Origin of the sequence: Labrys sp. LIt4, from assembly GCF_017813775.1 — a bacterium.
Classification (GTDB): Bacteria; Pseudomonadota; Alphaproteobacteria; order Rhizobiales; family Labraceae; genus Labrys; species Labrys okinawensis_A.
In genome coordinates this window covers 81,545-106,095 of sequence record NZ_JAGIPY010000015.1, presented here as the reverse complement: position 1 = coordinate 106,095, position 24,551 = coordinate 81,545, and the positions used below count along the sequence as shown (strand labels likewise).

The following is a 24,551-nucleotide window of genomic DNA, read 5'->3' as shown; positions in this document are numbered from 1 at the left end:
GTTGGAAGGACATGTCGACCTGAAGGTCGACACTCCGTGTCATCCCCGCTTCACATTCACGCGACAAAACTTGCACCCGCCGGTCCCAGCGCCTAAACGCTGGGGCTTGCACATTTTGGAGGATTGAATGGCTCAATGGCCTGTCTACGGTAAGATTTCCGGCCCCGTCGTGATCATTGGTTTCGGTTCGATCGGTCGCGGCGTGCTGCCGCTGATCGAGCGTCATTTCGAATATGACAAGGAGCGCATGGTCATCATCGACCCGCATCCGCTCGATGCCGACCGCAAGATCATCGAGGAGCACGGCATTCGTTTCGTGCAGGAGGCCGTTACCAAGGACAACTACAAGAGCCTGCTGCAGCCCTTGCTTACCGCCGGCGGCGGCCAGGGCTTCTGCGTCAATCTCTCGGTCGACACCGGTTCCGTCGACATCATGGAATTTGCCCGCAGCCTCGGCGCGCTCTACATCGATACGGTGGTCGAGCCCTGGCTCGGCTTCTATTTCGACAAGAATGCCGGCCCGGAAGCGCGCACCAACTACGCCCTGCGCGAAAGCATGCTGGCCGCCAAGCGCCGCACGCCCGGCGGTCCCACCGCGGTTTCCTGCTGCGGCGCCAATCCCGGCATGGTCTCCTGGTTCGTCAAGCAGGCCCTGCTCGACGTCGCCGAGGCCACCGGCCACGGCTCGGCCGATCCCAAGACCCGCGAGGAATGGGCCGCGCTCGCCCGCAAGGTCGGGGTCAAGGGTATCCACATCGCCGAGCGCGACACCCAGCGCGCCAAGCATCCCAAGCCCCGCGGGGTGTTCGTCAACACCTGGTCGGTGGAGGGCTTCATCTCCGAAGGCATGCAGCCGGCCGAGCTGGGGTGGGGCACGCACGAGACCTGGATGCCCGAGACCGGCCGCACCCACAAGGAAGGCTGCGGCGCGGCGATCTATTTGCTGCAGCCCGGCGCCAACACCCGCGTGCTGAGCTGGTGCCCGACGCCCGGCCCGCAATATGGCTTCCTCGTCACCCATAACGAAGCGATCTCGATCGCCGACTATCTGACGGTGCACGAGAATGGCGAGGCGGTCTACCGCCCGACCTGCCACTACGCCTATCACCCGGCCAATGACGCCGTGCTCTCGCTGCACGAGATGTTCGGCGCCGCCGGCAAGGCGCAGGACAAGTTCGTCATCCTCGACGAGAAGGAAATCGAGGACGGCGCGGACGAACTCGGCGTGCTGCTCTACGGCCATGGCAAGAACGCCTACTGGTACGGTTCCCAGCTCACGGTCGAGGAGACCCGCAGGCTCGCGCCCTACCAGAACGCCACCGGCATGCAGGTCACCTCGGCCGTGCTCGCCGGCATGGTCTGGGCCTTGGAGAATCCGGACGCGGGCATCGTCGAGGCCGACGAAATGGATTTCCGCCGCTGCCTCGAGGTGCAGAAGCCCTATCTCGGCCCGGTCAAGGGCTACTACACCGACTGGACCCCGCTCGACGGCCGCCCCGGTTTCTTCCCGGAGGACATCGACACCTCCGACCCCTGGCAGTTCCGCAACATCCTGGTGCGGTAAGCCACTTTACCTTCTCCCCTTGCGGGAGAAGGTGCCCGAAGGGCGGATGAGGGGTGGACGAAACCCCTCCCAGCACTAAACTGCTCAGGCCTCTGGATGGAAACCATGAAGCCTGAGCAACGCGATTTCGCACGTAAATTGCGTCACGATCTTACGGATGCTGAGGCCAAGCTTTGGCATCTTTTGCGCGGCCGTCGGCTTGCTCATTTGAAGTTCCGCCGCCAGGTACCGATCGGGCGTTATGTCGTCGACTTCGTCTGCCTTAGATATCGCCTCATCATCGAGGCGGATGGCTCCCAGCACGCCGAGAGCACGCACGACCACATTCGTGACAGCTGGCTGGCAGCACAAGGGTTTACAATCGTCCGTTTCTGGAATGCCGACATCCTGCAATCTCCCACGGTGGTCCAGGACACCATTCTGGCTCGGGCTGGGCTGCCTTGGTAGGATGGGGTGCGTCCACCCCTCATCCGCCCCTTCGGGGCACCTTCTCCCGCAGGGGGAGAAGGCTATCGGTTGGCGTTGCGCTTTCAAAAATCCCCCTCTCCCTTGCGGGAGAAGGGGCCGGCAGGCGGATGAGGGGTGGCGATCCCTATCCGAACCCTTTTCCCGGTCTGTTCGAAAGGCCCTTGCTTGCCACCAGTTTCTCGAGCGCCGACAGCCAGTGTTCGTAGTAATGCGAGCCATCGTCGGCAGGCGCCGCCGCGATCTCGCGGCCCAGCGCTTCGGCCCATTCCGGCCAGGTGAACACGCCTTTTTCGTGGAGGGAGACGGCAAGCGCGAAGGCGCGAGCCTCCCAGGGCTCCCGGAACACGGGTTCGCCACGATCGCGCGGAATGGATGGAATGGCGTCAAGCGGGGTCAAGATAGCTCTCCCACAGATCGAGCATCACTGTCAGCGTCGGATCGGCCTGCGGCCCCCAGAGCTCGGTGCCGGCGAAGCGCACCGTATAGAGCCATTCGGGGTTCTCGCCTTCGCCATGGGCGTTGCTGTCCGGCAGCACGAACATGCCATGCGCCTCTACGACGGTGCCGAGATGGCCGCGCGCATAGCGCGGCAGCCTCGTATGGGTGATCTTGTGCTCGTTGCGCGCCCTGACGCCTTCGCCGGCGGCAAAACGCGCGGGCTGGGTGACCGGGCGGTCGCAGCGCGTGCCGGCGGCGAGCGCAGCCGGCACCTCGGCGGCCTTGATCACGCGCTTTAGCGGTTTTCCCGGCTCGATCACCCGCCCCTCGGCAAGCTCGACCTCGCTGACCAGCGCTTTCGCCAGCAGCAGCTTGATCAAGGCCTTGATCCAGATCTCGTAATAGGAGGAGGACAGATAATCCGCCGGCGGCAGGCTCTCGCGCGCATAGCGCCCGGCATCGAGCGGCCAGGAGCCGGTCGCGCCCATCGCCAGCGTCACGGCCAGCGCCCGCTTCTCCCAGTCGGCATGGAAGAAAGGTTCGTCCTTTTCCGGCGCGATCGGCCCGAAGCCCATCATGCCGCCGAGGTCCTGCGCACCGTTCATGGCAAACTCCGAGCAAGGCAAGGCCAAGAACCTGTCTTACGCGGAGTCGGTCCTGCTTGGCAAAAGCAATGAAGCCTCAGCCCCGCCCCGGCAGCATGCTCTGCAGCACGCCGTCGCGATCCCACAGCCAGTGCTTGAAGGCGGCGGCCACATGTAGCAGGACCAGGCCGATCAGCACGAGCGCGAGGCGGTGATGCAGCGCCTTCATCCGTTCGGAAAGCTCGAAATCGGGCGCGACGAGATTGGGAACATGCCCTCCTCCGGGCAGTTGGATCGGCAGCGGCAGCGGCGAGGCCGAGATCATCACATAACCGGTGACCAGCATGGCGAAGATCAGGCCGTAGAGGGCGACATGCACGGTCTTGCTCAGCACGCGTTCATGGCGCGGCATGCTCTCCGGCAATACCGGCGCCCGGGCCAGGAGGCGCCAGGCGGCGCGCAACGCCATCAGCAGGAAGACGAGAGCGCCCAGACTCTTGTGCAGCTGGTAGAGATCGAAGCGCTGGCCCTGGTCCTCCACCCATTCCACCATGGCAAGGCCGAGCCCCAGCATGAACAGGATGAGGGCAGCGCAGGACCAATGCAGGAATTGCCCGGTCGCGCTCCAGCGATGGCTGCGGGACGCCGTTCCCTTCATCACCACCCTCGTCACTGGGCCTGCGCTTCCGTGGTGACGATCAGGTCGACGTCGTTGCTGATCGCCGGAAAGCCCGCGCTCATGTTGAAGGCGAGCCGCTTGATCACGCCCGTCGCCCGGAAGCCGATCTGCGAGCTTCCCCTGTCGGCCGGCTTGTCCAGGGCGACATCGATGGTAAGCGGTCGGGTAATGCCTCGGATGGTGAGATCGCCGGTGACCCGGGCGTGGCTGTCATCGACCTTCTCGACCTTGGTGGAGGTAAAGGTGATGGTGGGATATTGCGCCACGTCGAAGAAGGCATCGGTGCGCAGATAGTCGTTGAAGGAGGGCGAGCCGACATCGACCGATTTCGCCGCCACCTTGAAACTGACGCGGCTGGCGGCGGGGTTGTCGAAATTGATCGAGATCCTGCCGTCGAAATCGCGGAAGCGCCCCTTGGTGCGTGGCCAGCCGATGCCGTCGACGACGAAGCCCACCGAGGTCCGCGCCGGATTGATGCGCCAGTTGCGCGCCTGGGCGGAATCGGCCTGGCTCGCGCCAATGAGGCAGGCGACTAGGGGAATGACTCCCAGCGAGAGGCTCTTCAGTCTTGCGGTGGTCGTGCTTGCGGTGGTCATGGCTCAGTTCCGTCTCGATCCGTCACGCAGAAGGTTCGTCTGGAAAACACACCGTGCTGGATTTTATTCGTAACCCCGGCAATTGCCCGATCACAACGGGGTGAACGGGCAGGCCATACTCCGCCTTCTCTGGCACCGTCATTGACAACGCCACCCGCCTGGCGCATTGGGCTCGCCCCCAATTTTCATGATCGGTGCCACCATGCTGCCCACGACCGTGAAAGACTTGGCCTGCCTCGGCGAGCGCATCGTCGTCCTCGGCCCTTCCAATGCCGGCAAGTCGACGCTGGCCGTCGCCCTCTCCAAAAAGCTCGCGGTGCCCGCCGTGCATCTCGACCAGCTCCACCATCGGCCCCATACCGATTGGCAGCCCCGGCCGGAGGCCGAGTTCGCGGCCCTGCACGATGCTGCCATCATGGAAGAGCGCTGGGTGATGGAGGGCAACTATTCGCGCCTGATGCCTCAGCGCTTCGCCCGGGCGACGGGTGCGATCCTGATCACCTCCCATCACTGGCTGCGCTTCTATCGCTATCTCAAGCGCACCCTGGTCAACCGCTCCAGCCGCGCCGGCCATCTGGAGGGCGCCAAGGACAGTCTCAAATGGGAGATGGCCCACTGGATCCTGGTCAAGACTCGCGACAGCACCAGCAAATATGCCGCGATCATCGGCCAATCCGGCCTGCCCGCCGTCGAATGCCACACGGCAAAGGCACTCAACGAACTCTATCGGGCCTGGGATTTGTAGGGACCATCCTTCCTGGGACCGCCGGCTTCCAGCCGGCTTTTGCAACCACTGTACTTGTCAAGAAGGAAGAGCCGGCTGGAAGTAGCGGTCCCAGAAAACCGGCGCTGCGCCTATCGCTTGTTCGGTCTTGATACCGTTGGGCTCATCCCCCGATCTCCTCCTTGCGCCTGGCGATATAGGCATCAACAGCCTCACGCACGGCCGGATCGAGGGGGGGCGGGACATAGGCATTCCGCGTTTTTTTCCAGACATCCAGTGCACGGTCGGTCGCCGTGCGCTCGCCGGCGTCGCGCCAGTTCTCGAAATTGGACCAGTCGGAGAGCACGGGGCGATAGAAGGCGTTCTCGTAGCGGGCGAGCGTGTGGGGCGAGCCGAAGAAATGGCCGCCCGGCGCCACACCCCGGATGGCATCGAGCGCGATCTCGTCGTCGCCGAACTCGACGGGCTTGAGGATCTCGGCCCAGCCGCGCAGCAATTCGGCGTCGATCACGATCTTTTCGAGGCTCGCCGACAGCCCGCCTTCGAGCCAGCCGGCCGCGTGATTGATGAGATGGCTGTGGCTCATGATCGCCGCCCAGAGCGAGAAGCTGGTCTCCCAGGTCGCCTGGGCGTCCGGGGCCGGGCTGGCATTGACGGCGCTGGTGCGCACCGGCACGCCGAGGCGCCGGCCGAGCTGGGCCGTCGCCAGGGCCGCATTGACATATTCGGGCGTTCCGAAGGCGGGGGAGCCGGTCTTCATGTCGACATTGGAGGTGAAGCCGCCCATCACGCAGGGCGCGCCAGGCCTCAGCATCTGGCAGAGCGCGATGATCGACAGGGCCTCGGCCGTCTGCTGCACCAGGGCACCGGCGAGGGTCACCGGGGCCATCGCGCCCATCAGCGTGAAGGGCGTGATCACCACGCATTGGCCATGTTCGGCCATGATCATGATGCTGTCGAGGATGTCCTCGTCGACCACGCGGGGCGAATTGACGTTGGTCACCGTCATCAGGGTCGGGCGTTCGGCGAGGGTTTCGATGCTGCAGCCATGCTCGATCGCCGAAAGCGCCAGCGCATCGCGTGCCTGCACGCCGCCGACGCCGCGCGCCGCCCAGACCAGATCCGACAATTCGATATGGGCGCGGTACATTTCCAGATGCCGCACGGGGACGGCGACATCGACCGGCTCCACCACCACGCCGCCCTGCCAATGCAGCAGCCCGAGGCCGTTGGTGATCTTGAGGATGTCGCGGAAGGCCTCGAGGTCGCCATAGCGGCGGCCACGATCGAGGTCGCGGATGTTGGGCGCGCCGTTGACGGGGCCGAAATTGACGACATTGCCGCCCACATGCAGGTCCCGTTCGGGATTGCGGGCATGCAGGACGAAGCTGCCGGGCGCCTTGGCCAGCATGGCCTCGACGATGTCGCGGCCGAGGCGCACCATCTGCGTCGCTTCGTCGACCAGGGCGCCATGGGCGGCATAGGCTTGGCGCGCCCTCGGGCTGAGGATCTTCATGCCGTCGGTTTCGAGCAGCGCATAGGCGGCATCGAGGATGCGCTCGACCTGCTCGGGCGAGAGGATATCGACCGGCGCGAAGCGGTTGGTCAGCCGCGGCAATTGCGTCGTCAACGGTCCAGTGTTGCGGGCGCCGCGCTCGCGCCGGCGCGGATGGGCGTTTTCGCGGGAAACGGGCTGGTCCGTCATGTCCTGGCTCATCCTGAGGTGGGCAAATACTTTCGGCTGGGCGAGACGGCACCGTTCAGAACAAAGCGGGCCGTTGAAGTCCCCTCGCCCCGCTTGCGGGGAGAGGATAGAGGTGAGGGGCTGTGCGGACGGTGGGGGATTGAGGGATCGAAGATGCGTTATGGTCGATGGATGCGCAAAGCATAATCCTGTCAACCTTGGCACCGCCCCTCACCTCTATCCTCTCCCCGCAAGCGGGGCGAGGGGGCACGAGCGGTACGCCTTATCCTCGTTCGTCTCATCTCGCCCAACCGCTTCTTTACCCTCTCAGCCTCCCGCCATTGGGGTCGTGCAGGGGTGCCGCGCGCAGGATGGCCGGACGGTCCTCACCGAAAATGTCGATGGCGAAGGCGGCACCATCCTCGTGATACTCGCTCTTGACGTAGCCGATGGCGAGGCTCTTGCCGACATAATGGCCATAGCCGCCCGAAGTGACATGGCCGACGACGTTGCCGTCCTTGAGGATCGGCTCGTAGCCGATCACCTCGGTATCGGTATCGACCTCCAGCACCGCAAGCCGCCGCTTCGGGCCGCGCTCGCGCTCCGCCAGCACGGCGTCACGGCCGGTGAAGCCCTCTTTCTTGAAGTCGATGAAGAGGTCGAGCCCGGTTTCGGCCGGGGTGTAATCAGGCCGGAAATCCTTGTTGAAGGAGCCATAGCCCTTTTCGAGGCGCAAGGAAGAGAGCGCCCTGCCCCCGAACAGTTTGAGTCCGAGGTCGGCGCCCGCTTCGACGATCTCGTCATAGAGCGTGGCCTGGAAATCCGGCGTGGTCCAGACCTCATAGCCGAGCTCGCCGGTGAAGCCGGCGCGCGAGAAGATCACCGGGGACATGCCGACCGCCGTCTCCTTGACGGCGAAGAGCTTGAAGGCGTCCGGCGAGAGATCTTCGCGCATGAGGCGCTGCATCAGCGTGCGGGCGTTCGGGCCGGCAACGGAAAAGCCCGTCAGGGTCGAAGCCGCCGATCGCACATGCACGTTTTCGGGCGGCTCTTGCTGCCAGAACCAGCGCAGGTGATAAGCCTCGGCAAAGCCCGAGCCGATCAGGAGATAGCGATCGATGGCGAGGCAGGCGATGGAGAGATCGCCGACGATGCGGCCCTGCGAGTTGAGCATCGGCGCGATCGCCATGCGACCCGGGCGGGGCAGCTTGCAGGCCAGCAGCTTGTCGAGCCAGGCGCGCGCACCGGCGCCGGTGATCTCGTATTTGCCGTAGTTGGAAGTCTCGTAGAGACCGACGGCTTCGCGCACGGCCAGGCATTCGGCCTTCACATAGGGGAAGGCGTTGGAGCGCCTGTAGGTGGGATTCTCGACGGGTTCGACACCCGGCGGGGCAAACCAGAGCGCGTGTTCCAGGCCGAAATTGGCGCCGAACACCGCGCCGGCCTTCTTCAGGCGGCCATAGACCGGCGTGCGGCGCAGCGGGCGGGCATCCGGCAGTTCCTCGTTCGGAAAGGCCAGGCGGAAGCGGCGGCGATAATTCTCGATCACCTTGGCCTTGGTGTAGCGCGGCGTGGCAAACACGCCGAAGCGGGCGACGTCCATGGCCATGATGTCGGCGCCCGGATCGCCCTCGGCCATCCAGCGCGACAGGGTCAGCCCGATGCCGCCCCCCTGGCTGAAGCCCGCCATCACGGCGCAGGCGACCCAGAAATTCGGCAGGCCCTTGACCGGACCGACCAGCGGATTGCCATCGGGGGCGAAGGTGAAGGGCCCGTTGATCGATTTCTTGATGCCGGCGCGCCCGACGGCCGGAAAATGCTCGAAGCCGACTTCCAGCTCGGGGGCGATGCGGTCGAAATTGTCGGGCAAGAGCTGGGTGGCGAAATCATCCGGCGTCTTGTCGACCGACCAGGGCGTGCAATTGTGCTCATAGGTGCCGAGCAACGCGCCCTTACCCTCCTGGCGCACATAGATCTCGCCGGAGAAATCGGTGGTGTTGATGATCTCCTTCTCGAGGCCCTCCAGCTCCGGGATGGCTTCGGTGACGATGTAATGGTGCTCCATCGCCAGCACCGGCAGCTCGATGCCGACCATGCGCCCGATCTCGCGAGCCCACAGGCCGCCGGCATTCACCACATGCTCGGCATAGATGGAGCCCTTGTCGGTGGCGACGTCCCAAGAGCCGTCGGGACGCTGGCTGAGGCCGGTGACCCGGGTGAAGCGATGGATCTCGGCCCCGAGCTTGCGGGCCGCGGCGGCATAGGCGTGGGTGGTGCCCCAGGGATCGACATGGCCGCCATCCGAGCGCCAGAGCGCACCGGTGAAGTATTTCTCCTCGATCAGCACGTTGCGCCGCTTGGCTTCGGCCACCGGGATGATCTCGGTTTCCATGTCGAGGTAGCGGGCCCGGCTGGCGACCAGGCGCAGATAGTCCATCTCGCCCTCATTGGCGGCGAGCATCAGGCCGCCATTGGCGTGGATGCCGCAGGACTGACCCGTCAGCGCCTCCAGCTCGCGATAGAGGTCGATCGTATATTTCTGCAGCTTGGAGACGTTGGCATCGCCATTGAAGGTGTGCATGCCGCCGGCGGCGTGCCAGGTCGAGCCCGAGGTCAGCTCGTTCTTCTCGATGAGGGCGACGTCCGTCCAACCGATCTTGGCCAGGTGATAGAGGATGGAACATCCCACCACGCCCCCGCCGATCACCACGGCACGCACTTCGCTCTTCATTCTCGAGACCCTTTCAAAGCATGAGTCCCTGATACACGACATCAGCCCGCTTCGCGACGATGGTAGGGAAAACGCATCGATGACAAAACAAACATGATGAGAGTCAACTTATCGGGCCTTACGACCTAAAAGTTTGAATTATAAACAATTGGTAGAGATGGAAACGAACATTTCAGGCATGGGCCCGATCTTGCGGAGTACAGCGCAAGACAGGTGGATCGATCTCCAGATCGACCATCTTGAAACCGCCCGCTCGAAGGCAGCTGGTCGATCCAGCTCCATCAAATAATGGAGCTGAGGAGATCCCCACCAATCTGGCTCCTCCCCGCCTCACCCTGTCGCAAAGCGGGCCTCCAACAGGTCCAGCTCGCGCACCAATTTGCGAGCTACCTCGTCCGAAAGCCGCCGTGTCCGGGCGTATTGGAAGATCTCGTCGCGCTCGGCCCTGAGGCCCGCCAGGCGCAGCTGGCGCTCGATCTCGTCGATCCGGCGAGTCAGCTCGGCTTCCTCGCCGGTCTGCAGATGTCCGTCGATGCGCTGGCGATAGAGTTCCATGATGCGTACGCTGGCATCGACATAGAGATCGGCATCGCTGCGTCCCAGTCCCAATTCGTGCTGGGTGCGCTCGATCGCCTTGATGGCGGCCTCCGCCGCAGCGATGCGGGCCTGGTCCTCCTCTTCCTGATGGGACGGCTCGGGCGGCAATTCCAGGCCCTTGAGCAGCCGGGGAAGCCCCACGCTCGCTGCCACCAGGGACATCACGATCACCCCGGCCGCCAGGAAGATGGCGAGATCGCGCGCCGGGAAGGGCGAACCGTCGGTCAGGGCCAAAGGCAGCGTCAGCACGCCGGCCAGGGTGATGGCGCCCCGCACGCCGGCGAGCGAGGCGGCGGCGATCAGCCGCCAGCTTGGCAGCATCACCGCCTTGCCCTGGCGGGCGGCGCGGAACAGGGTGAAGCGCAGCGAGGTCCACACCCACAGGAAACGCAGGATCGCGAGCGCCAGCGTGATGGCGAGGACGTAGACGATCATCCAGATCGCCCCATGGCTCTCGGCCGCAGCCGCGACGATCTGGGGAATCTGCTCGCCGAGCAGCACGAAGATGATGCCGTTGGCCGCGAACTGCACCATGTCCCACACCGCACCGCCGCGCATGCGGGCCGCGACCAGCGACTGCCCCAAACGCTCGACATAGCTCATGGTCATGCCGGCGGCGACGGCCGCCAGGATGCCGGAGCAATGCAGTTCTTCGGCCAGGAGGTAGGCGGCGAAGGGGATCAGCAGGCTGACCAGCACCTGGGAGCCCGCCTCGTCGCCGAAGCGGCGCGCAACCCAGCGATTGGCGAGGGACGCACCCCAGGTGACGGCAATGCCGATGGCAATGCCCCCGCTCGCCACCCACAGGAAGGTGCCGAGCGCACTGGTGAAGGAGAAGGTGCCGGTCAGGGCCGCGGCGACGGCAAAACGCATGCAGACCAGGCCGGAGGCATCGTTCAGCAGCGATTCGCCTTCCAGCACATGCATCAGCCGCTTGGGGATGGGCACTCGGGCCGCGATGGCGGACACCGCGATCGGATCCGTCGGCGACAGCACGGCGGCGAGCGCAAAGGCTACCGCCAGCGGCATGGACGGGATGATCCAGTGAATGAAGAAGCCGACCCCGATCACGGTGAACACAACCAGGCCGAAGGCGAGCTCGAGGATGGTGCCCTTGTCACGGAACAGGCCATCCTTTGGAATGCGCCAGCCATCCAGGAACAGCAGTGGCGGCAGGAACAGGAGGAAGAAGACCTGCGGATCGAGCTCGACCCTGAAATTGGCAAAGGACGCGATGAGCGCGCCGAAGCCGATCTGAACCAGTGGCAGAGGCAGGACGATGGGCAGCATCCTGGCGAGCGCGCCGCTGAGAACGACCGCCAGCAACAACAATAGAATGACCGAGATCGTCTCCATGCCCGCCTTGTCCGCTCGTGTTGCGGTCAGGCTAGGAAGCGGCTGTTAAGATATTGTTGACCAGTCCGAGTTTTCACCAGCACGCGGGCAGATGGGCCTATCCGGCATTGCTGCCGGACGACCGAGAATTTTCCAAGGAACCCAGGCTACGACCAAGCCTCATCAACGCAATAACGCACAACAACAGGCGCAGGACGGCCAAGGGATGGGCATAGCCGCAATTGTCCATTGCGCGACATGTTGGCTTAATTCTAAAGCATTTTGCGATTAGACGGAGCCACCAAGAATCGCAAAGACGCGTCAGAACAATAAGCTAGAGCAAATAAGCGTTCACGCTTGAACGCGCTTTGCTCTAGGTTGAACCAGATGGTGGGCCGACAAAAATCTGGGCTGCCTTGCCGGTAAAGCGGCGTCGGGGGAAACAACATGTCTTCTTACAAATCCATTGAGCAAAATCCGAAATATCAGGAACTGGTGCGGCGCCGAAGAACGCTCAGCCTCACGCTTTCGGCAATCATGATGATCATCTATTTCGGCTTCATCCTGGTCGTGGCCTATCTGCCGGGCGTGCTCGGGCAGCATCTGGGCACCGGCGTCACCACCATCGGCATTCCGATCGGCATCCTCGTCATCATCGCGGCCTTCATCCTCACCGGCATCTATGTCCGCAAGGCCAATGCGGAATTCGACACGCTGACCCAGGAGATCGTCAAGGAGGCACGCGGATGAAGCGCAGCACCCTCGCCCTCGCCGCCTTCCTGCCGGCTCTCACCGCCACCCAGGCCCTCGCCGACGCGGTCTCCGGACCGGTCCAGCAGCAGGCGACCAACTGGCACGCCATCGTCATGTTCGGCCTGTTCGTCCTTCTCACGCTGGGGATCACCGCCTGGGCCGCCAACCGCACCAAATCGGCCTCGCAATTCTACACGGCGGGTGGCGGCATCACCGGTTTCCAGAACGGCCTTGCCATTGCCGGCGACTTCATGTCAGCGGCTTCCTTCCTCGGCATTTCCGGCCTGGTCTACATGAAGGGCTATGACGGCCTGATCTATTCGATCGGCTGGCTGGTCGGCTGGCCCATCGTCACCTTCCTGATCGCCGAGCCCCTGCGCAATCTCGGCAAGTTCACCTTCGCCGACGTCGCCTCTTTCCGCTTCAAGCAGACGCCGATCCGCGTGCTCGCAGCCTTCGGCACGCTGGTGACGGTGGCCTTCTACCTGATCGCGCAGATGGTCGGCGCCGGCAAGCTGATCCAGCTGCTGTTCGGGCTGCAATACAGCTACGCCGTCGTCATCGTCGGCGTCCTGATGATGCTCTACGTCACCTTCGGCGGCATGGTCGCCACCACCTGGGTGCAGCTGATCAAGGCCTGCCTGCTCTTGGGCGGCGCCACCTTCATGGCCCTGATGGTGCTGCTCACCTTCAACTTCAGCCCCGAAGCCCTGTTCGCCAAGGCGGTGGAGGTCCATCCCAAGGGCGCGGCCATCATGCAGCCGGGCACGCTCGCCAATCCGCTCTCGGCCATCTCGCTCGGCCTCGCCTTGATGTTCGGCACGGCCGGCCTGCCGCACATCCTGATGCGCTTCTTCACCGTCGCCGACGCGAAGGAAGCCCGCAAATCGGTGTTCTACGCCACCGGCTTCATCGGCTATTTCTACATCCTCACCTTCATCATCGGCTTTGGCGCCATCACTCTGGTGTCGACCAACCCGGCCTTCCTGACTGATCCATCCAAGGGGCTGGAGGCGATCCGGGGCGGCATCAACATGCCCGCTATCCATCTGGCCGACGCGGTCGGCGGCGATGTCTTCCTCGGCTTCATCGCCGCCGTCGCCTTCGCCACCATCCTGGCCGTGGTCTCCGGCCTGACGCTGGCGGGCGCCTCCGCCATCAGCCACGACCTCTACGCCACCGTGATCAAGGGCGGCAAGGCCAGGGAGCAGGACGAGATCCGCGTTTCCAAGATCACCACCATCGTCCTCGGCATCGTCGCCATGGTGCTCGGCATCACCTTCGAGAACGTCAACGTCGCCTTCATGGTGGGCCTGGCCTTCGCCATCGCGGCCTCCTGCAACTTCCCGGTGCTGCTGATGTCGATGATGTGGCGCGGCATGACCACGCGCGGCGCCGTGATGGGGGGTTATCTCGGTCTGATCTCGGCCCTGCTCGGCGTCATCTTCTCGCCCGGCGTGTGGGAAGCGGTGCTCGGCCACCCCAAGGGCTCGGCGCCGTTTCCCTATGAGAACCCCGCACTGTTCTCGATGGCCCTGGCCTTTGCCGGCATTTGGCTGTTCTCCAAGCTCGACAACAGCCAGCGCGCCGCCGAGGACCGGGCCGGCTTCGACGACCAGTATGTCCGGTCGCAGACCGGCATTGGCGCCACGGCGGCGAGCAAGCATTGACGAAGGTCGGATGAGGTTCCACCCCTCATCCGGCTGCCGCCACCTTCTCCCGCAAGGGGAGAAGGAATTTTGTTCGGCTCGAACTATCCCAATGAGGCCCCTTCTCCCCTTGCGGGAGAAGGTCCCGGCAGGGGGATGAGGGGTGGAACTTTCAGTCCAGCCTCAAGCCATATTCGGCCGCGCTCTCGACCAGCACCTCGGCGAAGGCCTGGGCCAGGGTCGAGGGGGCGAAGAGATCATAGGCCGGCTCGTCGGAGACCTGGTGCAGCAGGACCGGGATCTGCGCCATCAGGGTGCGCGCGACATGGCCCTGCCCGAACACGCGCGGATGCAGGTCGATCCGGCATAGTTTCATCAGTACGCTGCGCGCCTTGGGCCCCGACAGGCGCAGCACGCCGAAGGCAGAGGAAAGATCCACCACCGAGGCGCTCTCGCCGAGCGCATGCTTGAGGCTGACGGCAAGGCTGCCCGGACGTCCGTGCTTGTCCAGCACCAGCCAGTCGCAAGGCCCGAGCGAGAGCAGCTTAAGCGCCCCCGAGACCGCCGACCGGCCGGGCTCCGGCAGATCGAGGCCGAACTCGGCCTGGAGCGCCCGGCGCAGGCCCGCCTCCCCGCCCCGGCGCAGCTTGATCTCGGCGATATCGGGGCTGCGCTCGGCCAGTTGCACCTCTGCGACGCGATCGGAGGGACGATCGGGGATCAGGGCGTGATGACCGGGCACCGAACGCGGCAGGACCAGCGGCTCGACGGCCCCGACCGGCGAAGCATCCTTCACCCTGAGATTGTCCGGATCGACGAAATGCGGAGAGACGATGGTAACGTCGCAGGCCTCGCCGCGCACGGGATCGGCGGCATGAAGCCTCTGCCCGATCCGCTCCCTGCCCCCGCGCAGCAGGGCAAGGCCGATGAAGCCCTTCCCCTCGGTGGTCGGGCAGGCAGCGGTGACGAAGCCGAGGCTTTCCTTCGACTCCGGCGTCGCCGTGAGATGGGCACCGGCCCGCAGCTTGCGGCCGGGATCGTCCACCTTCACGCCGACCAGGACGAGGCGCCCGGGGTCGGCAAGGCCAGGGCGGCCCGCCAGGGCGCGGCCGACATAATCGCCCTTTTTCTTGAGCATGCGCCCGAGGCCGAGATCGGCGGCCGTGGTCTGGCCGTTGAGCTCGCTGCCGGCGACATGCCCCTTCTCGATCCGAAGCAGGTTGAGGGCATCGAGCCCATAGGGCTTGATGCCGAAGGGCTTGCCGGCGGCGAGGATCGCTTCCCACACCGGCTCGGCATGGCCTGAGGGCACGCTGACCTCATAGGCGAGTTCGCCCGAGAAAGAGATGCGGAAAAGCCGGCCGGAAACCCCGGCGATCACGGCCTCGGCGACGGCCATGAAAGGGAAGGCGACATCGTCGAGATCCTGGCTGACGATGCGGGCGAGCACCGCCCGGGCCTTCGGGCCTGCCACGGCGAAAGTCGCCCATTGATCGGCGACATTGGTGATCTCAACGTCGAGATCAGGCCACACCGCCTGATGGTGGAATTCCAGATGCTCCAGCACCGGCCCGGCATTGGCCGTGGTGGTGGTGACGAAATAATGGTCCTCGGCCAATCTCGACGTGGTGCCGTCGTCGAGGACGATGCCGTCCTCGCGCAGCATCAGGCCGTAACGGGCCCGTCCCACGGGCAGGGACGAGAAGGTGTTGGCATAGATGCGGTCTAGAAAGGCGCCGGCGTCGCGGCCTTGGACGTCGATCTTGCCGAGCGAGGAGGCGTCGGTGACGCCGACGGCCTCGCGCACGGCCTTGGCCTCGGCCAGCACCGGCGCCCAGCTGGTATCGCGTGAGGGGGAATAGACCAGAGGCCGCAGCCAGAGCCCGAGCCTGACGAAGACGGCGCCATGCCGCGAATGCCAGTCATGCAGAGCCAGGCGGCGCTTGGGCCGGAAATGCTCGCCCGTCTCGGCCCCGGCCAGCGCACCGAAGGAGACCGGCGAGGCATAGGGCCGGGAGGTCGGCAGGCCGGTCTCGGCAAGGCTCTCGCCCTTCTCGGCGGCGAGGATGGCGCTGCCGACGAGGCCGCCGGTCTTGCCCTGGTCGGTCGCCATGCCATGCGTGGTGTAGCGCTTGGCATGCTCGACATGGGCATAGCCCTCACGCACCGCCAGCCGCAGGTCGTCGGCGGTGACGTCGTGCTGCAGGTCGACGAAGGCCTTGCTCGCGCCGCGCGAAGGCCGGACCTCCCAGAAAGGCTGGGGCGGCGTGCCCTCCCCCTCCACACCGGCGGCATCGCCGACGATCCCGATCCGGTCATTGCCCCGGGCGCGGAAGGCCACGGCATTGTCGTCCCATTCGAACGGCAGGCGGGCCTGGCCGGCGAGCTGCAGCCGGGGATCGTGCCCGCCGGAGATGCAGAGCAGATCGGCCAGCAGCATTTGCGGCCGCAGCCTTGCCGCGACCGGCGTGATGGTCAGGACATGCAGCGGCGCGCCCTCGGTGGCCGAGACCTGCGAGCCGAACCAGACGGGGATGCCGGATCGCTCCGCTTCGCGGCCGGCCGCCGAATCGGGCCGGGTATCGATGATGCCGGCGATCTCGACGCCGGCAGCGGCAAGCTGCCTGGCCGAAGCATAGGCGCGGTCATTGTTGACGAAGAAGGCCGCCCTTCGCCCCGGTGCCACCCCGAAGCGTGCGACATAAGTCGCCGCAGCCGACGCCAGCATCACGCCCGGCCGGTCATTGCCGGGGAAGGCGATCAGGCGTTCCTGCGCGCCGGTGGCGAGCACGATCCGGCCCGGGCGGATGATCCACTGGCGTTGGCGCACCTCGTGCGGCCTCGGCACGGCGCGGTGATCGGCCACCCGCTCGACGGCGCCGACCACCAACCCGTCATAGAGGCCATAGGCGCCGGTGCGGTTGAGCAGCGTCACCTCGGGAAGCGCCGCGAGTTCGGCAAGCTTGTCGGTCAGGTCGTCGCGCGCCGCGGGATCGAGCAGCGCCGAGCCACCAAAGGCGAAATCCTGCTCCAGCACGATCACGCGCTTGCCGGCCCGCCCGGCCGCCAGCGCGCTGTCGAGCCCCGATGGCCCGGAGCCGACGATCAGGAGGTCGCAATGGGCATGCATGGTGTCGTAGCTGTCGGGATCGGGCTCCCGCGCTGCCCGTCCCAGCCCCGCCGCGCGGCGGATCAACGGCTCATAGACCTTTTCCCACCAGGCCGCCGGCCACATGAAGGTCTTGTAGTAGAAACCCGCCGGCAGGAAGGGCGACAGCCAGCCATTCACCGCGCCGAGATCGAAGCCGAGCGTGGGCCAGCGGTTCTGGCTCACCGCCTCCAGCCCCTCGAAGAGCTCGATGGTGGTGACGGGGATATTGGGTTCGCGCCGGGCGCCGGCACGCAGTTCCACCAGGGCCGAGGGCTCTTCCGCTCCGGCCGTGAAGATGCCGCGCGGCCGGTGGTATTTGAACGAGCGCCCGACGATGCGCACGCCATTGGCCAGGAGGGCCGAGGCCAGGGTGTCGCCGCGATAACCATGCAGGATCTTGCCGTCGAAGCGGAAGGACAACGGCTTGCCGCGGTCGATCTGGCCGCCCTCGGCGAGGCGATAGGGCCCGCTCATGCCGGACGCTCCGGCAGGGCGATCTCGTCATGCCTGCTGACGACGGCCTGGATCTCGTGGCTGACGGTATCGCGCAGCACCTTCAGCACCTGCCGGCAGCCATGCACATGCTGCCACCATTCCAGGTGCCAGCCCGCCGGATTGGCCCGCTCATAGACATAATCGTAATAGGCTTGCGCCTCGGCCTCTTCGCCCGGCCGCCGCACCGAGGCATCGCCCCGATAACGGAACTCGACCTCGTCACGCAGGCCGCAATGGGGACAGGCAATTCTCAGCATGACGGGGAGGCCTTGGCATTAAAGCTCGACGTCATTGCGAGCCTGGCCAATCCATATGGATTGGCTCGAGCGAAGCAACCCAGGGGCCAAAGGGCGCAAAGGCTGGATTGCTTCGCTACGCTCGTAATGACGATAATTGCTGCCACGGGCTCGCCCATCTCAATGCATCCAGGCAAAGGGGCCGATGCCCCGTTCATCGATCACCCGCCCCTCCCGGAAGCGCTCCAGGCCGAAATGGGCGATCAGCGGGTGCGGCGCGCCGGTCGCCACCAGATGGGCGGTGGTAAAGCCGCCGGCGGGGATCGCCTTGAAGCCGCCATAGCACCAGCCGCCATTGAGATAGAGATTGCGCACCGGCGTGGTGGAGATGATGGGATTGCCGTCGGCTGTCATGTCCATCGCCCCGCCCCATTGGCGCAGCACGCGCAGGCGCCCCAGGGCCGGCATCAGCGTGAGGCCGGCCGCCAGCACGTCCTCCACCATCGGCAGGCTGCCGCGCCTTGCGTAGGAATTGTAGCCGTCGAGCGCGCCACCGAAGACAAGGCCGCCCTTATCCGACTGGCTGACATAGAAATGCCCGGCGCCATAGGTGACGACGCAGTCGATCAGCGGCTTGACGGCCTCGGAGACGAAGGCCTGCAGCACATGGGTTTCCAGCGGCAGGCGGAATCCCGCCATCGCCGCCAGCAGCGAGGAATGCCCGGCCACGGCGAACAGCACCTTGCCGGCGCGGATGCTGCCGAGGCTGGTCTCCACGCCGGTCACGGCATCACCCTCACGCGTGATGCCCGTGACCTCGCACTTCTCCACGATGTCGACGCCGCGCCGGTCTGCGGCGCGGGCATAGCCCCAGGCCACCGCATCGTGGCGCACCGTGCCGCCGCGCCTCTGCAGGAAGCCGCCGAGCACGGGAAAGCGGCCATTGTCGACATCCACCAGCGGCACCAGGCGCTTGACGCCGTCCTTGTCGAGCAGCTCGGCATCGACGCCTTCCAGCAGCATCTGGTTGGCCCGCCGGGCGAGCAGATCGCGCTGCCCATCCGCATGCACGAGGTTGAGGGCACCGCGCTGCGAGACCATGGCGTTGTAGTTGAGCTCGGCCTCCAGCCCCTCCCACAATCGCAGCGAAAAATCGTAGAAGCGGATGTTTTCGGGCGAGAAATAATTGGAACGGATGATGGTGGTGTTGCGCCCGACATTGCCGAGCCCGATGCCGCCGCGCTCCAGCACCGCGACATTGGTGATGCCGTGATTCTTGGCAAGGTAGTAGGCGGTGGCCAGGCCATGCCCGCCGCCGCCGACGATCACCACGTCATAGGCCTGCTTGGGCACCGCCTTGCGCCAGGCCGGCCCCCAGCCGCGATGTCCGCGCAGCGCCTCATAGGCCAAGCGAAATCCCGAATAGGCGGAAGAGATGACGGACATGGGCTCCGCTGTGATGCCGCGAGGGCGCCGGCCCGACGCAGGCGCCCTCCCGACTTAAGCACCTCGCCCGCCGCTGGCAATCGAAACACCGACGCACGCTTCCATTTTTCTCGCCGGCCCTTTGGAACCAGGACGACAGGGCCAGATCGCCCGCCCGATCGTCCGCAGCGCCATGCCGCAATTTTCTCCCAATTTTTCCGCCATTCCGGTCTTGCCCCGCGCGGCGCATATCTATATGAAGCGCCCGACCAGCTGCGGAGAGGTGGCAGAGTGGTTGAATGCACCGCACTCGAAATGCGGCATGGGGGCAACTCCATCGGGGGTTCAAATCCCTCCCTCTCCGCCATTTACTCCTGAAATCGTTAGCGTTTTTGGCGCGTAGGCGAGTGGCCTTCGAGATGCGCTTTGCCGGTTAGGCGCACTGTCGCCGTAATTCGTAATTCGAGTGCGGTGGGAAAATGTTTCCAGATTTCTCTCCTGCGCAAGAAGCGCAGCCCGCTCGGAGTGGATGCGTTTCTCATCGGATCGCTATCCCACGAGCCCCTATTAATTACCCGTAAAGGCCGCCATATTAACCACGACATAACGTCGGATTTGAAGAGCGCGTAGATGCCTGCCGTAACGCCCGAAGTTCTTGTCTGGGCACGTGAGACTGCCGGTCTGACGGTGGATCAGGCTGTGACCAAACTCGGCATTAAAACGGCTCGCGGGATATCCGGACGGGATCGACTTACCCGCATGGAAGCTGGTGAAACTGAAGTGACTCGCCCGCTTCTCGTGAAGATGGCGAAGTTGTATCGGCGCCCATTGCTCGCGTTCTACATGGCTGCTCCTCCCGCTAAGGGGAACCGGGGCGAGGACTTTCGGAGTCTACCTGAACGACTTACTGATGCAGAGCCGTTGGTTGACGCCCTTGTGCGTGATGTAAAAGCTCGCCAGTCCATGGTTCGGTCGATGCTTGAGGACGAGGAAGCAGAACCGTTAGAGTTCGTCGGATCTATGAGCATGACCGATGGTGTTGGCCCTGTCATCGCATCGATAAGACGAACGCTCGATATCGACCTTTTGGAATTTCGAGCGCAGGGTACACCAGAGGCTGCATTTGCTTTACTGCGTGAAAAGGTCGAAGCAGCAGGTGTTTTCGTACTGCTCATTGGCAACCTGGGAAGTCACCATTCTAATCTGGCGGTAGAAGCTTTTCGGGGATTTGCGCTAGCAGATCCGCTTGCCCCGTTCATCGTGATCAATGATCAGGATGCCAAGACAGCTTGGTCGTTCACGCTGCTGCACGAACTAGCGCACATTTGGGTCGGGGCTACCGGTGTCAGCGGGGCCTATGCCGAGGGCCGTCTCGAACGGTTCTGCAACGATGTTGCAAGCGGATTTTTGCTTTCTGGTCAGGAGCTAGTCTTCCTCGCGGCACAGCAGCATCTCCCGCTTGCTGATCTCGCCGGATTAATCTCGCAATTCGCAAGAGATCGGCTAATTAGCAAGTCGCTGGTTGCCTACAGGATGTTTCGTGCTGGAACACTTACGGAGGCCAATTGGCGTCAGTTGGCTAGCCAGTTTCAAGCTGAGTGGCAGGCTGCGCGCCAAGTTCAGCGAGAACGTGCGCGAGATCGAGAAGGTGGTCCGAACTATTACGTGGTGCGGCGCCACCGCCTTGGTACAGCGCTCCTGCGCCTAGTTGCTCGCAACCTGGATGAAGGCGCCCTAACGCCAACTCGGGCGAGCAAGGTCCTTGGTGTAAAACCACGTAGCGTCGCGCCGCTTCTGAACGTCGGCCCATTTCCCCTAGCGCAGGCAGGCTAGAGAGATGATCTACCTGCTTGACGCGAACGTCCTGATCACAGCGAACAATTCCTACTACCCAGTAGAGGTGGTCCCGGAGTTTTGGTCTTGGCTTTCCCACATGGGAGCAACCGGCCACATCAAAATGCCTCGGGAGACCATGGAAGAAGTTCAGGACGGTGGTGACAACGAAGATCGGGACCCGCTTTTTGCGTGGATTCAGCAACCGGAGAACAGATCTAACCTTCTCTTGAATGAAGAGGTTGATGTGGTGTTGGTGCAACAGGTCCTTGAGCGTTACGCGCCTGACCTAACTGACGATGAGATAGAGCAGATCGGCAGGGACCCGTTCTTGATTGCCTACGGCTTATCGGTCCCGGCAGATCGATGGGTAGTGTCGGCTGAGGTATCGTCGCCTCGCAAGCAGAGACAGAACCGGAAGGTTCCTGACGTTTGTCGTGACGTGGGTGTCAATTGTTGCGATACTTTCGGAATGCTGAGGGCGCTTCGCTTCACCACCCGTTGGGCACCCTGATCTCGAATTGCGGCAACAGTTTATTATTGCGCAACCATCATCCGTTACGACTCCGCCCAGAGCCTTCACTTAGGCCGGCCCCCGCGCCAACAAGCGTAGTGGCGGGAAACGCGCGCGTCGCCCCTTCCCGCAAGCCTATAGCCGGCTGCGCAGCTCTGCCAGGTCGGCGGCGAACCAGATATCCTGCCCGCGATTGGCTTCCCGCACGAAATCGCGCAGGGCGTCGCTACCGGCGATCCAGGCCGAGATGTCGCCGATCACGGCGAGGCGCAGGCGGTAATTGACGAATTTCTGCACCACCGTGCCGGCGAGCCGCGTGCGCAAGCGGAAGAAATCGTCAGCGAGCCGGGCGACGGGAATCGCGATCATAGTCGCCTCCTGCTCCCAGGCCTTGCCGAGAAAGCAGTTCACATCGCCCTCGCCGGCGAGTTTCTCGCCGTCCCCGGCGCAGACCAGCACCCTGACCCCCTCGATCTCCTCGACTCTGTCGCTCACGGTACTTCTCCCAAGGGCACCCGCCACGGCGGCATGCGCCCGCCCCTCTCAGACAATCTCGTAGATGTGATATTGGTCGCCCGTCGCCTGGGGAAAGTCCCGGCGCCGGAAGGCGGGCGGCACCTCGCCGTCCACCAGGGCGATGTCGACATTGGAGATATAGAAGCCGCCCTTAGCCATCAGACCGGGCAGATAAGCGATGATGTCGGCCACGATCGGCACGGCGCCCTGCCTGTCCTTGAGGCCGAGATCGGAATGGGCCAGCGCAGCCTTGCGCGGCAGACGCTCGGCGGCGGTGCGGATGGTCTCGGCGATATCGCCGAGGAAGAGCAGTTCGTCCGCCGGGCGCACGAAGACATTGGGGCTCACCCTGATGTCGAAGGCATAGATGTCCCGATCGGGGAAGTTCTGGCGCAAATGGTCATAGGTCCGGCCGTGGCCGAGACCGAATTCGAGAACCGGCCCCTCGACGCCCCGGACGAGTTCGACCGCGAGGTCGAGGCAGTTGCGCTGGGCAGTCATGCGATTGATGAAATTATCGAGGTAGCTCATTATCCATTTCACATCATTGCAGAAAACCCGGCCGGGCGCCGGAAGCCGGTTTCCGGAGGCTGTTTCCGGAGCGGATATGCCGGCCGTCATAAGCCACCGGCCCGCAGCGAGGCAAGCGGTCCTGCAGGCTCCGGCAAGCCGGGCAAGGCGGCGGCCGCAGCCTGCGGGTCTCTTCCAATGTCCGTCAAATTTGCCGGTGTGCGCGAACACAGCGTAGCGGCTAAGTTGATTCTGCGAACGGCGCGGCAATCTCCGAACAGATCCCCTCCCTGCCGTGTTGTTCGCGTCTTTCCAGCTCGTCTCTCTCTCGTCTAACCTCCCAGCCCGCGTAAGCGGGCTTTTTCTTTTCCTGCCTGCATTGAGCGAGGGGGCTGGGTTGCATCAGCTTCCGTTCGGTTATCCCCGGGAATAGGGAATGCCGATCTCGGCCCGTTCCAGCAGCCATTCCCAATGGCCGCGGGCATAGCCGCGCGAGACGTCGGCAAGCAGCTTGGCCATCTCGGCCTCGAGCGCGGAGATTTCCGCCATGGCGTGGCTGTTGGCGACCAGCAGGACGCGCACGGCCATACGCGCATCGCCGTCGCAATCGGCGATGACGCGCTCCACGTCCGCCTCCAGATCCTCCGGCAAAGCCCGTTCGGATTTGCTGGCCTGCGACGTCATTGGCGGATCTCCCTGTTCAGAAAACCGAAATCGGCTGGTATCTCGCTCCACCGTGACGATGCACGAGTTCCGCCCAGCGGGTTCCTGCCGCTGCCGGCAAAACGCTGGACGACTTCGGAATCGAGACCGGAAAATTAGGCGAGCTCGCCGTGCCTGTCGAGCATTTTGTTCATGGTATGTTCTGATCTCGACAGTGCCGGTGCGCCCCACCCGAGGCTCTACGCAGCGCGCTCGCGGCCGCTTCAAAAATTTCTCGCCCGAGGCACGGAACCAAACCCCGGCCCACCGGTTGAGTTCGCAGTCGGATGCCTTGAGACCGTTCCTGGCATTCGAGCGGGCCTGCCCGCATGACTTCGAGCTGTTGACGCACTCGTGGTTTTCTCGGGCTTTGCGGCCCGACCCAACGACCCAACTGCCGGGTGCCCCCGCATCCGGCTTTTTCTTTGGGCGGCCGGCACCGGCCTCAATTGCGCAGCACCGCGCAGCTGCCACCGGCCCGGTGCAGCCTGTCGCAGATGAGGCCCGCCTCACGCATGCTGCGTGCCGGCAAGCGGACACGATAAAAGGCCCGCCGGCCGCGCCCGGCCATGCGCGTGCCGATGATCAAGGTCTCCCGGCCCGCCAGGATGGCCGGGAAGCGCTTGACCGCCCGCTCATAGGAGGCGATGGCGATCGCCTTGGAGAAATTGCCGGACAGCTGCACGCCGAAGGGCGCATAGGGCCCTTCGATCAGGCGCGGCGCCTCCTTGCGCACAGCCGTGACGACGGCGAGGCAATTGGCCGGCTTGGCTGGCTCCCGCTCACGCTTGAGCCCGTCGGCGGAAGCCCAGTCATAGACGCTGCGATGGGTGATGAAGCGGACATAGGCCTCGGTTTCCGCCGGCAAATAGCGCTGCCGCGTGAACCAGTCCGACAGGCGCCTGGGGCCGGCATTGTAGGCCGCGAGCGCCAGTCCCCAATTGCCGAACTGGTTCTTCAGCGCGGTGAGATAGGCGGCGGAAGCCGGTATCGCCTTTTCGGGATCGAAGGGATCGTCGAGCTTCCATTCGGCCGCCGTGCCCGGCATGAACTGGGCGATGCCCTGGGCGCCGGCGCTGGACGTGACGCCGGGCCGGAAGCTGCTCTCGCGCCAGATCAGCCGCGTGAAGAGCTCGGGCGGAATGTCGTTGGCGCGCGCCGAGGTCTCGATCAGGCGGCAGATCGCCTCATCCAGGCTCTCCTGGCGCGCCTGGGCTTTGCCCGGCGTGGCAAGGCAAGCGAAAACCGCCAGCAGGAGGGCAGCAGCGAAGAGATAGCGAACAGTCACAAACAATGTCTCGCCATTGCAGGGCAGGCGGAAGAAAAGCACCTAGCATTTAGGCGAAAATACTTCAGGGCTCCAGACA

At 64.5% G+C, this 24,551-nt stretch carries 20 protein-coding genes, 1 tRNA gene and 1 pseudogene; 8 read left to right on the top strand and 14 right to left on the bottom strand.

Annotated elements, in window-relative coordinates:
• Positions 1 to 127: 127 nt before the first annotated feature.
• Together J8I29_RS23510 and J8I29_RS23505 are read left to right on the top strand one after the other, a co-directional pair.
• Entirely contained in the window at positions 128 to 1,564 is a 1,437-nt protein-coding gene (locus tag J8I29_RS23510) for a homospermidine synthase (protein WP_105865368.1), read from the top strand.
• Between the two features lie 105 nt (positions 1,565 to 1,669).
• Positions 1,670 to 2,011, top strand: coding sequence for a DUF559 domain-containing protein (locus tag J8I29_RS23505; protein ID WP_245197285.1), 342 nt, complete (start codon positions 1,670 to 1,672; stop codon positions 2,009 to 2,011).
• A 169-nt stretch (positions 2,012 to 2,180) separates the two neighbouring features.
• Here the strand turns inward: J8I29_RS23505 and J8I29_RS23500 are convergent.
• From J8I29_RS23500 to J8I29_RS23485, 4 genes and pseudogenes are all read right to left on the bottom strand, one after another.
• Positions 2,181 to 2,447 (bottom strand): annotated as a pseudogene (locus J8I29_RS23500) (nitrile hydratase accessory protein); the annotation flags it as partial.
• Positions 2,416 to 3,075 carry a nitrile hydratase subunit beta gene (gene nthB / locus J8I29_RS23495; protein ID WP_209433499.1) on the bottom strand — a complete coding sequence of 220 codons (660 nt, stop codon included), beginning with the start codon at positions 3,073 to 3,075 and terminating at the stop codon, positions 2,416 to 2,418. The gene nthB and the pseudogene J8I29_RS23500, both read right to left, overlap by 32 nt.
• Positions 3,076 to 3,151: 76 nt before the next feature.
• Positions 3,152 to 3,712 (bottom strand): cytochrome b, encoded by a 561-nt coding sequence (locus tag J8I29_RS23490; protein WP_209433498.1) that lies wholly within the window; start codon positions 3,710 to 3,712, stop codon positions 3,152 to 3,154.
• An 11-nt stretch (positions 3,713 to 3,723) separates the two neighbouring features.
• Positions 3,724 to 4,329 carry a YceI family protein gene (locus tag J8I29_RS23485; RefSeq protein ID WP_105865373.1) on the bottom strand — a complete coding sequence of 202 codons (606 nt, stop codon included), beginning with the start codon at positions 4,327 to 4,329 and terminating at the stop codon, positions 3,724 to 3,726.
• A gap of 202 nt (positions 4,330 to 4,531) precedes the next feature.
• Here J8I29_RS23485 and J8I29_RS23480 point away from each other — a divergent pair, with 202 nt between their 5' ends.
• Positions 4,532 to 5,074: an AAA family ATPase gene (locus tag J8I29_RS23480; protein ID WP_209433497.1), complete on the top strand. Its 543-nt coding sequence runs from the start codon at positions 4,532 to 4,534 to the stop codon at positions 5,072 to 5,074.
• Between the two features lie 142 nt (positions 5,075 to 5,216).
• On the opposite strand, the gene J8I29_RS23475 is transcribed toward J8I29_RS23480, so the two are convergent.
• From J8I29_RS23475 to J8I29_RS23465, 3 genes are all read right to left on the bottom strand, one after another.
• Positions 5,217 to 6,758 carry a trimethylamine methyltransferase family protein gene (locus J8I29_RS23475; protein WP_209433496.1) on the bottom strand — a complete coding sequence of 514 codons (1,542 nt, stop codon included), beginning with the start codon at positions 6,756 to 6,758 and terminating at the stop codon, positions 5,217 to 5,219.
• 298 nt (positions 6,759 to 7,056) lie between these two features.
• Positions 7,057 to 9,468, bottom strand: a complete 2,412-nt coding sequence (locus tag J8I29_RS23470) for an FAD-dependent oxidoreductase (RefSeq protein WP_209433495.1) — start codon at positions 9,466 to 9,468, stop codon at positions 7,057 to 7,059.
• A 330-nt stretch (positions 9,469 to 9,798) separates the two neighbouring features.
• The gene (locus J8I29_RS23465) at positions 9,799 to 11,421 is read right to left on the bottom strand and encodes a Na+/H+ antiporter (RefSeq protein WP_209433494.1); all 1,623 of its coding nucleotides are present in this window, start codon (positions 11,419 to 11,421) and stop codon (positions 9,799 to 9,801) included.
• A 426-nt stretch (positions 11,422 to 11,847) separates the two neighbouring features.
• Between J8I29_RS23465 and J8I29_RS23460 the strand changes: the two genes are divergently transcribed.
• On the top strand, positions 11,848 to 12,150 hold the full coding sequence (locus J8I29_RS23460) for a DUF485 domain-containing protein (protein WP_105865377.1): 303 nt from the start codon (positions 11,848 to 11,850) through the stop codon (positions 12,148 to 12,150).
• Positions 12,147 to 13,823: a cation acetate symporter gene (locus J8I29_RS23455; protein ID WP_209433493.1), complete on the top strand. Its 1,677-nt coding sequence runs from the start codon at positions 12,147 to 12,149 to the stop codon at positions 13,821 to 13,823. Before J8I29_RS23460 ends, J8I29_RS23455 begins: the two co-directional genes overlap by 4 nt.
• Positions 13,824 to 13,974: 151 nt before the next feature.
• Here the strand turns inward: J8I29_RS23455 and J8I29_RS23450 are convergent, their stop codons facing one another.
• The 3 genes from J8I29_RS23450 to J8I29_RS23440 all read right to left on the bottom strand — a co-directional run bounded on the left by J8I29_RS23450 (position 13,975) and on the right by J8I29_RS23440 (position 19,130).
• Complete coding sequence (locus J8I29_RS23450) at positions 13,975 to 17,427, bottom strand: 2Fe-2S iron-sulfur cluster-binding protein (protein ID WP_209433492.1); 3,453 nt, start codon at positions 17,425 to 17,427, stop codon at positions 13,975 to 13,977.
• Positions 17,424 to 17,702: a sarcosine oxidase subunit delta gene (locus J8I29_RS23445; RefSeq protein WP_105865449.1), complete on the bottom strand. Its 279-nt coding sequence runs from the start codon at positions 17,700 to 17,702 to the stop codon at positions 17,424 to 17,426. Before J8I29_RS23445 ends, J8I29_RS23450 begins: the two co-directional genes overlap by 4 nt.
• Before the next feature lie 162 nt (positions 17,703 to 17,864).
• Positions 17,865 to 19,130 (bottom strand): sarcosine oxidase subunit beta family protein, encoded by a 1,266-nt coding sequence (locus J8I29_RS23440; RefSeq protein WP_209433491.1) that lies wholly within the window; start codon positions 19,128 to 19,130, stop codon positions 17,865 to 17,867.
• 256 nt (positions 19,131 to 19,386) lie between these two features.
• Between J8I29_RS23440 and J8I29_RS23435 the strand changes: the two genes are divergently transcribed.
• The 3 genes from J8I29_RS23435 to J8I29_RS23425 all read left to right on the top strand — a co-directional run bounded on the left by J8I29_RS23435 (position 19,387) and on the right by J8I29_RS23425 (position 21,456).
• Positions 19,387 to 19,476 (top strand) — tRNA-Ser (locus J8I29_RS23435).
• A 332-nt stretch (positions 19,477 to 19,808) separates the two neighbouring features.
• Positions 19,809 to 20,942, top strand: coding sequence for an ImmA/IrrE family metallo-endopeptidase (locus J8I29_RS23430; RefSeq protein WP_348536139.1), 1,134 nt, complete (start codon positions 19,809 to 19,811; stop codon positions 20,940 to 20,942).
• Positions 20,943 to 20,946: 4 nt separating this feature from the next.
• Entirely contained in the window at positions 20,947 to 21,456 is a 510-nt protein-coding gene (locus J8I29_RS23425; RefSeq protein WP_245197284.1) for a DUF4411 family protein, read from the top strand.
• Between the two features lie 135 nt (positions 21,457 to 21,591).
• Here the strand turns inward: J8I29_RS23425 and J8I29_RS23420 are convergent, their stop codons facing one another.
• From J8I29_RS23420 to J8I29_RS23405, 4 genes are all read right to left on the bottom strand, one after another.
• Entirely contained in the window at positions 21,592 to 21,951 is a 360-nt protein-coding gene (locus J8I29_RS23420) for a DUF4180 domain-containing protein (protein ID WP_105865381.1), read from the bottom strand.
• Positions 21,952 to 21,999: 48 nt separating this feature from the next.
• A complete protein-coding gene (locus tag J8I29_RS23415) occupies positions 22,000 to 22,503 on the bottom strand; it encodes a class I SAM-dependent methyltransferase (protein WP_105865382.1) in 504 nt (167 codons plus the stop codon).
• 396 nt (positions 22,504 to 22,899) lie between these two features.
• On the bottom strand, positions 22,900 to 23,166 hold the full coding sequence (locus tag J8I29_RS23410) for a hypothetical protein (protein ID WP_105865383.1): 267 nt from the start codon (positions 23,164 to 23,166) through the stop codon (positions 22,900 to 22,902).
• Between the two features lie 463 nt (positions 23,167 to 23,629).
• Complete coding sequence (locus J8I29_RS23405; RefSeq protein ID WP_209433489.1) at positions 23,630 to 24,472, bottom strand: lytic transglycosylase domain-containing protein; 843 nt, start codon at positions 24,470 to 24,472, stop codon at positions 23,630 to 23,632.
• Positions 24,473 to 24,551 lie beyond the last annotated feature (79 nt).

Coding starts and splice junctions, on each gene's coding strand:
- J8I29_RS23510 (WP_105865368.1), top strand. CDS start 128: ATGGCTCAATGGCCTGTCTACGGTAAGATTTCCGGCCCCGTCGTGATC.
- J8I29_RS23505 (WP_245197285.1), top strand. CDS start 1,670: ATGAAGCCTGAGCAACGCGATTTCGCACGTAAATTGCGTCACGATCTT.
- nthB (WP_209433499.1), bottom strand. CDS start 3,075: ATGAACGGTGCGCAGGACCTCGGCGGCATGATGGGCTTCGGGCCGATC.
- J8I29_RS23490 (WP_209433498.1), bottom strand. CDS start 3,712: ATGAAGGGAACGGCGTCCCGCAGCCATCGCTGGAGCGCGACCGGGCAA.
- J8I29_RS23485 (WP_105865373.1), bottom strand. CDS start 4,329: ATGACCACCGCAAGCACGACCACCGCAAGACTGAAGAGCCTCTCGCTG.
- J8I29_RS23480 (WP_209433497.1), top strand. CDS start 4,532: ATGCTGCCCACGACCGTGAAAGACTTGGCCTGCCTCGGCGAGCGCATC.
- J8I29_RS23475 (WP_209433496.1), bottom strand. CDS start 6,758: ATGACGGACCAGCCCGTTTCCCGCGAAAACGCCCATCCGCGCCGGCGC.
- J8I29_RS23470 (WP_209433495.1), bottom strand. CDS start 9,468: ATGAAGAGCGAAGTGCGTGCCGTGGTGATCGGCGGGGGCGTGGTGGGA.
- J8I29_RS23465 (WP_209433494.1), bottom strand. CDS start 11,421: ATGGAGACGATCTCGGTCATTCTATTGTTGTTGCTGGCGGTCGTTCTC.
- J8I29_RS23460 (WP_105865377.1), top strand. CDS start 11,848: ATGTCTTCTTACAAATCCATTGAGCAAAATCCGAAATATCAGGAACTG.
- J8I29_RS23455 (WP_209433493.1), top strand. CDS start 12,147: ATGAAGCGCAGCACCCTCGCCCTCGCCGCCTTCCTGCCGGCTCTCACC.
- J8I29_RS23450 (WP_209433492.1), bottom strand. CDS start 17,427: ATGAGCGGGCCCTATCGCCTCGCCGAGGGCGGCCAGATCGACCGCGGC.
- J8I29_RS23440 (WP_209433491.1), bottom strand. CDS start 19,130: ATGTCCGTCATCTCTTCCGCCTATTCGGGATTTCGCTTGGCCTATGAG.
- J8I29_RS23425 (WP_245197284.1), top strand. CDS start 20,947: ATGATCTACCTGCTTGACGCGAACGTCCTGATCACAGCGAACAATTCC.
- J8I29_RS23415 (WP_105865382.1), bottom strand. CDS start 22,503: ATGAGCTACCTCGATAATTTCATCAATCGCATGACTGCCCAGCGCAAC.
- J8I29_RS23410 (WP_105865383.1), bottom strand. CDS start 23,166: ATGACGTCGCAGGCCAGCAAATCCGAACGGGCTTTGCCGGAGGATCTG.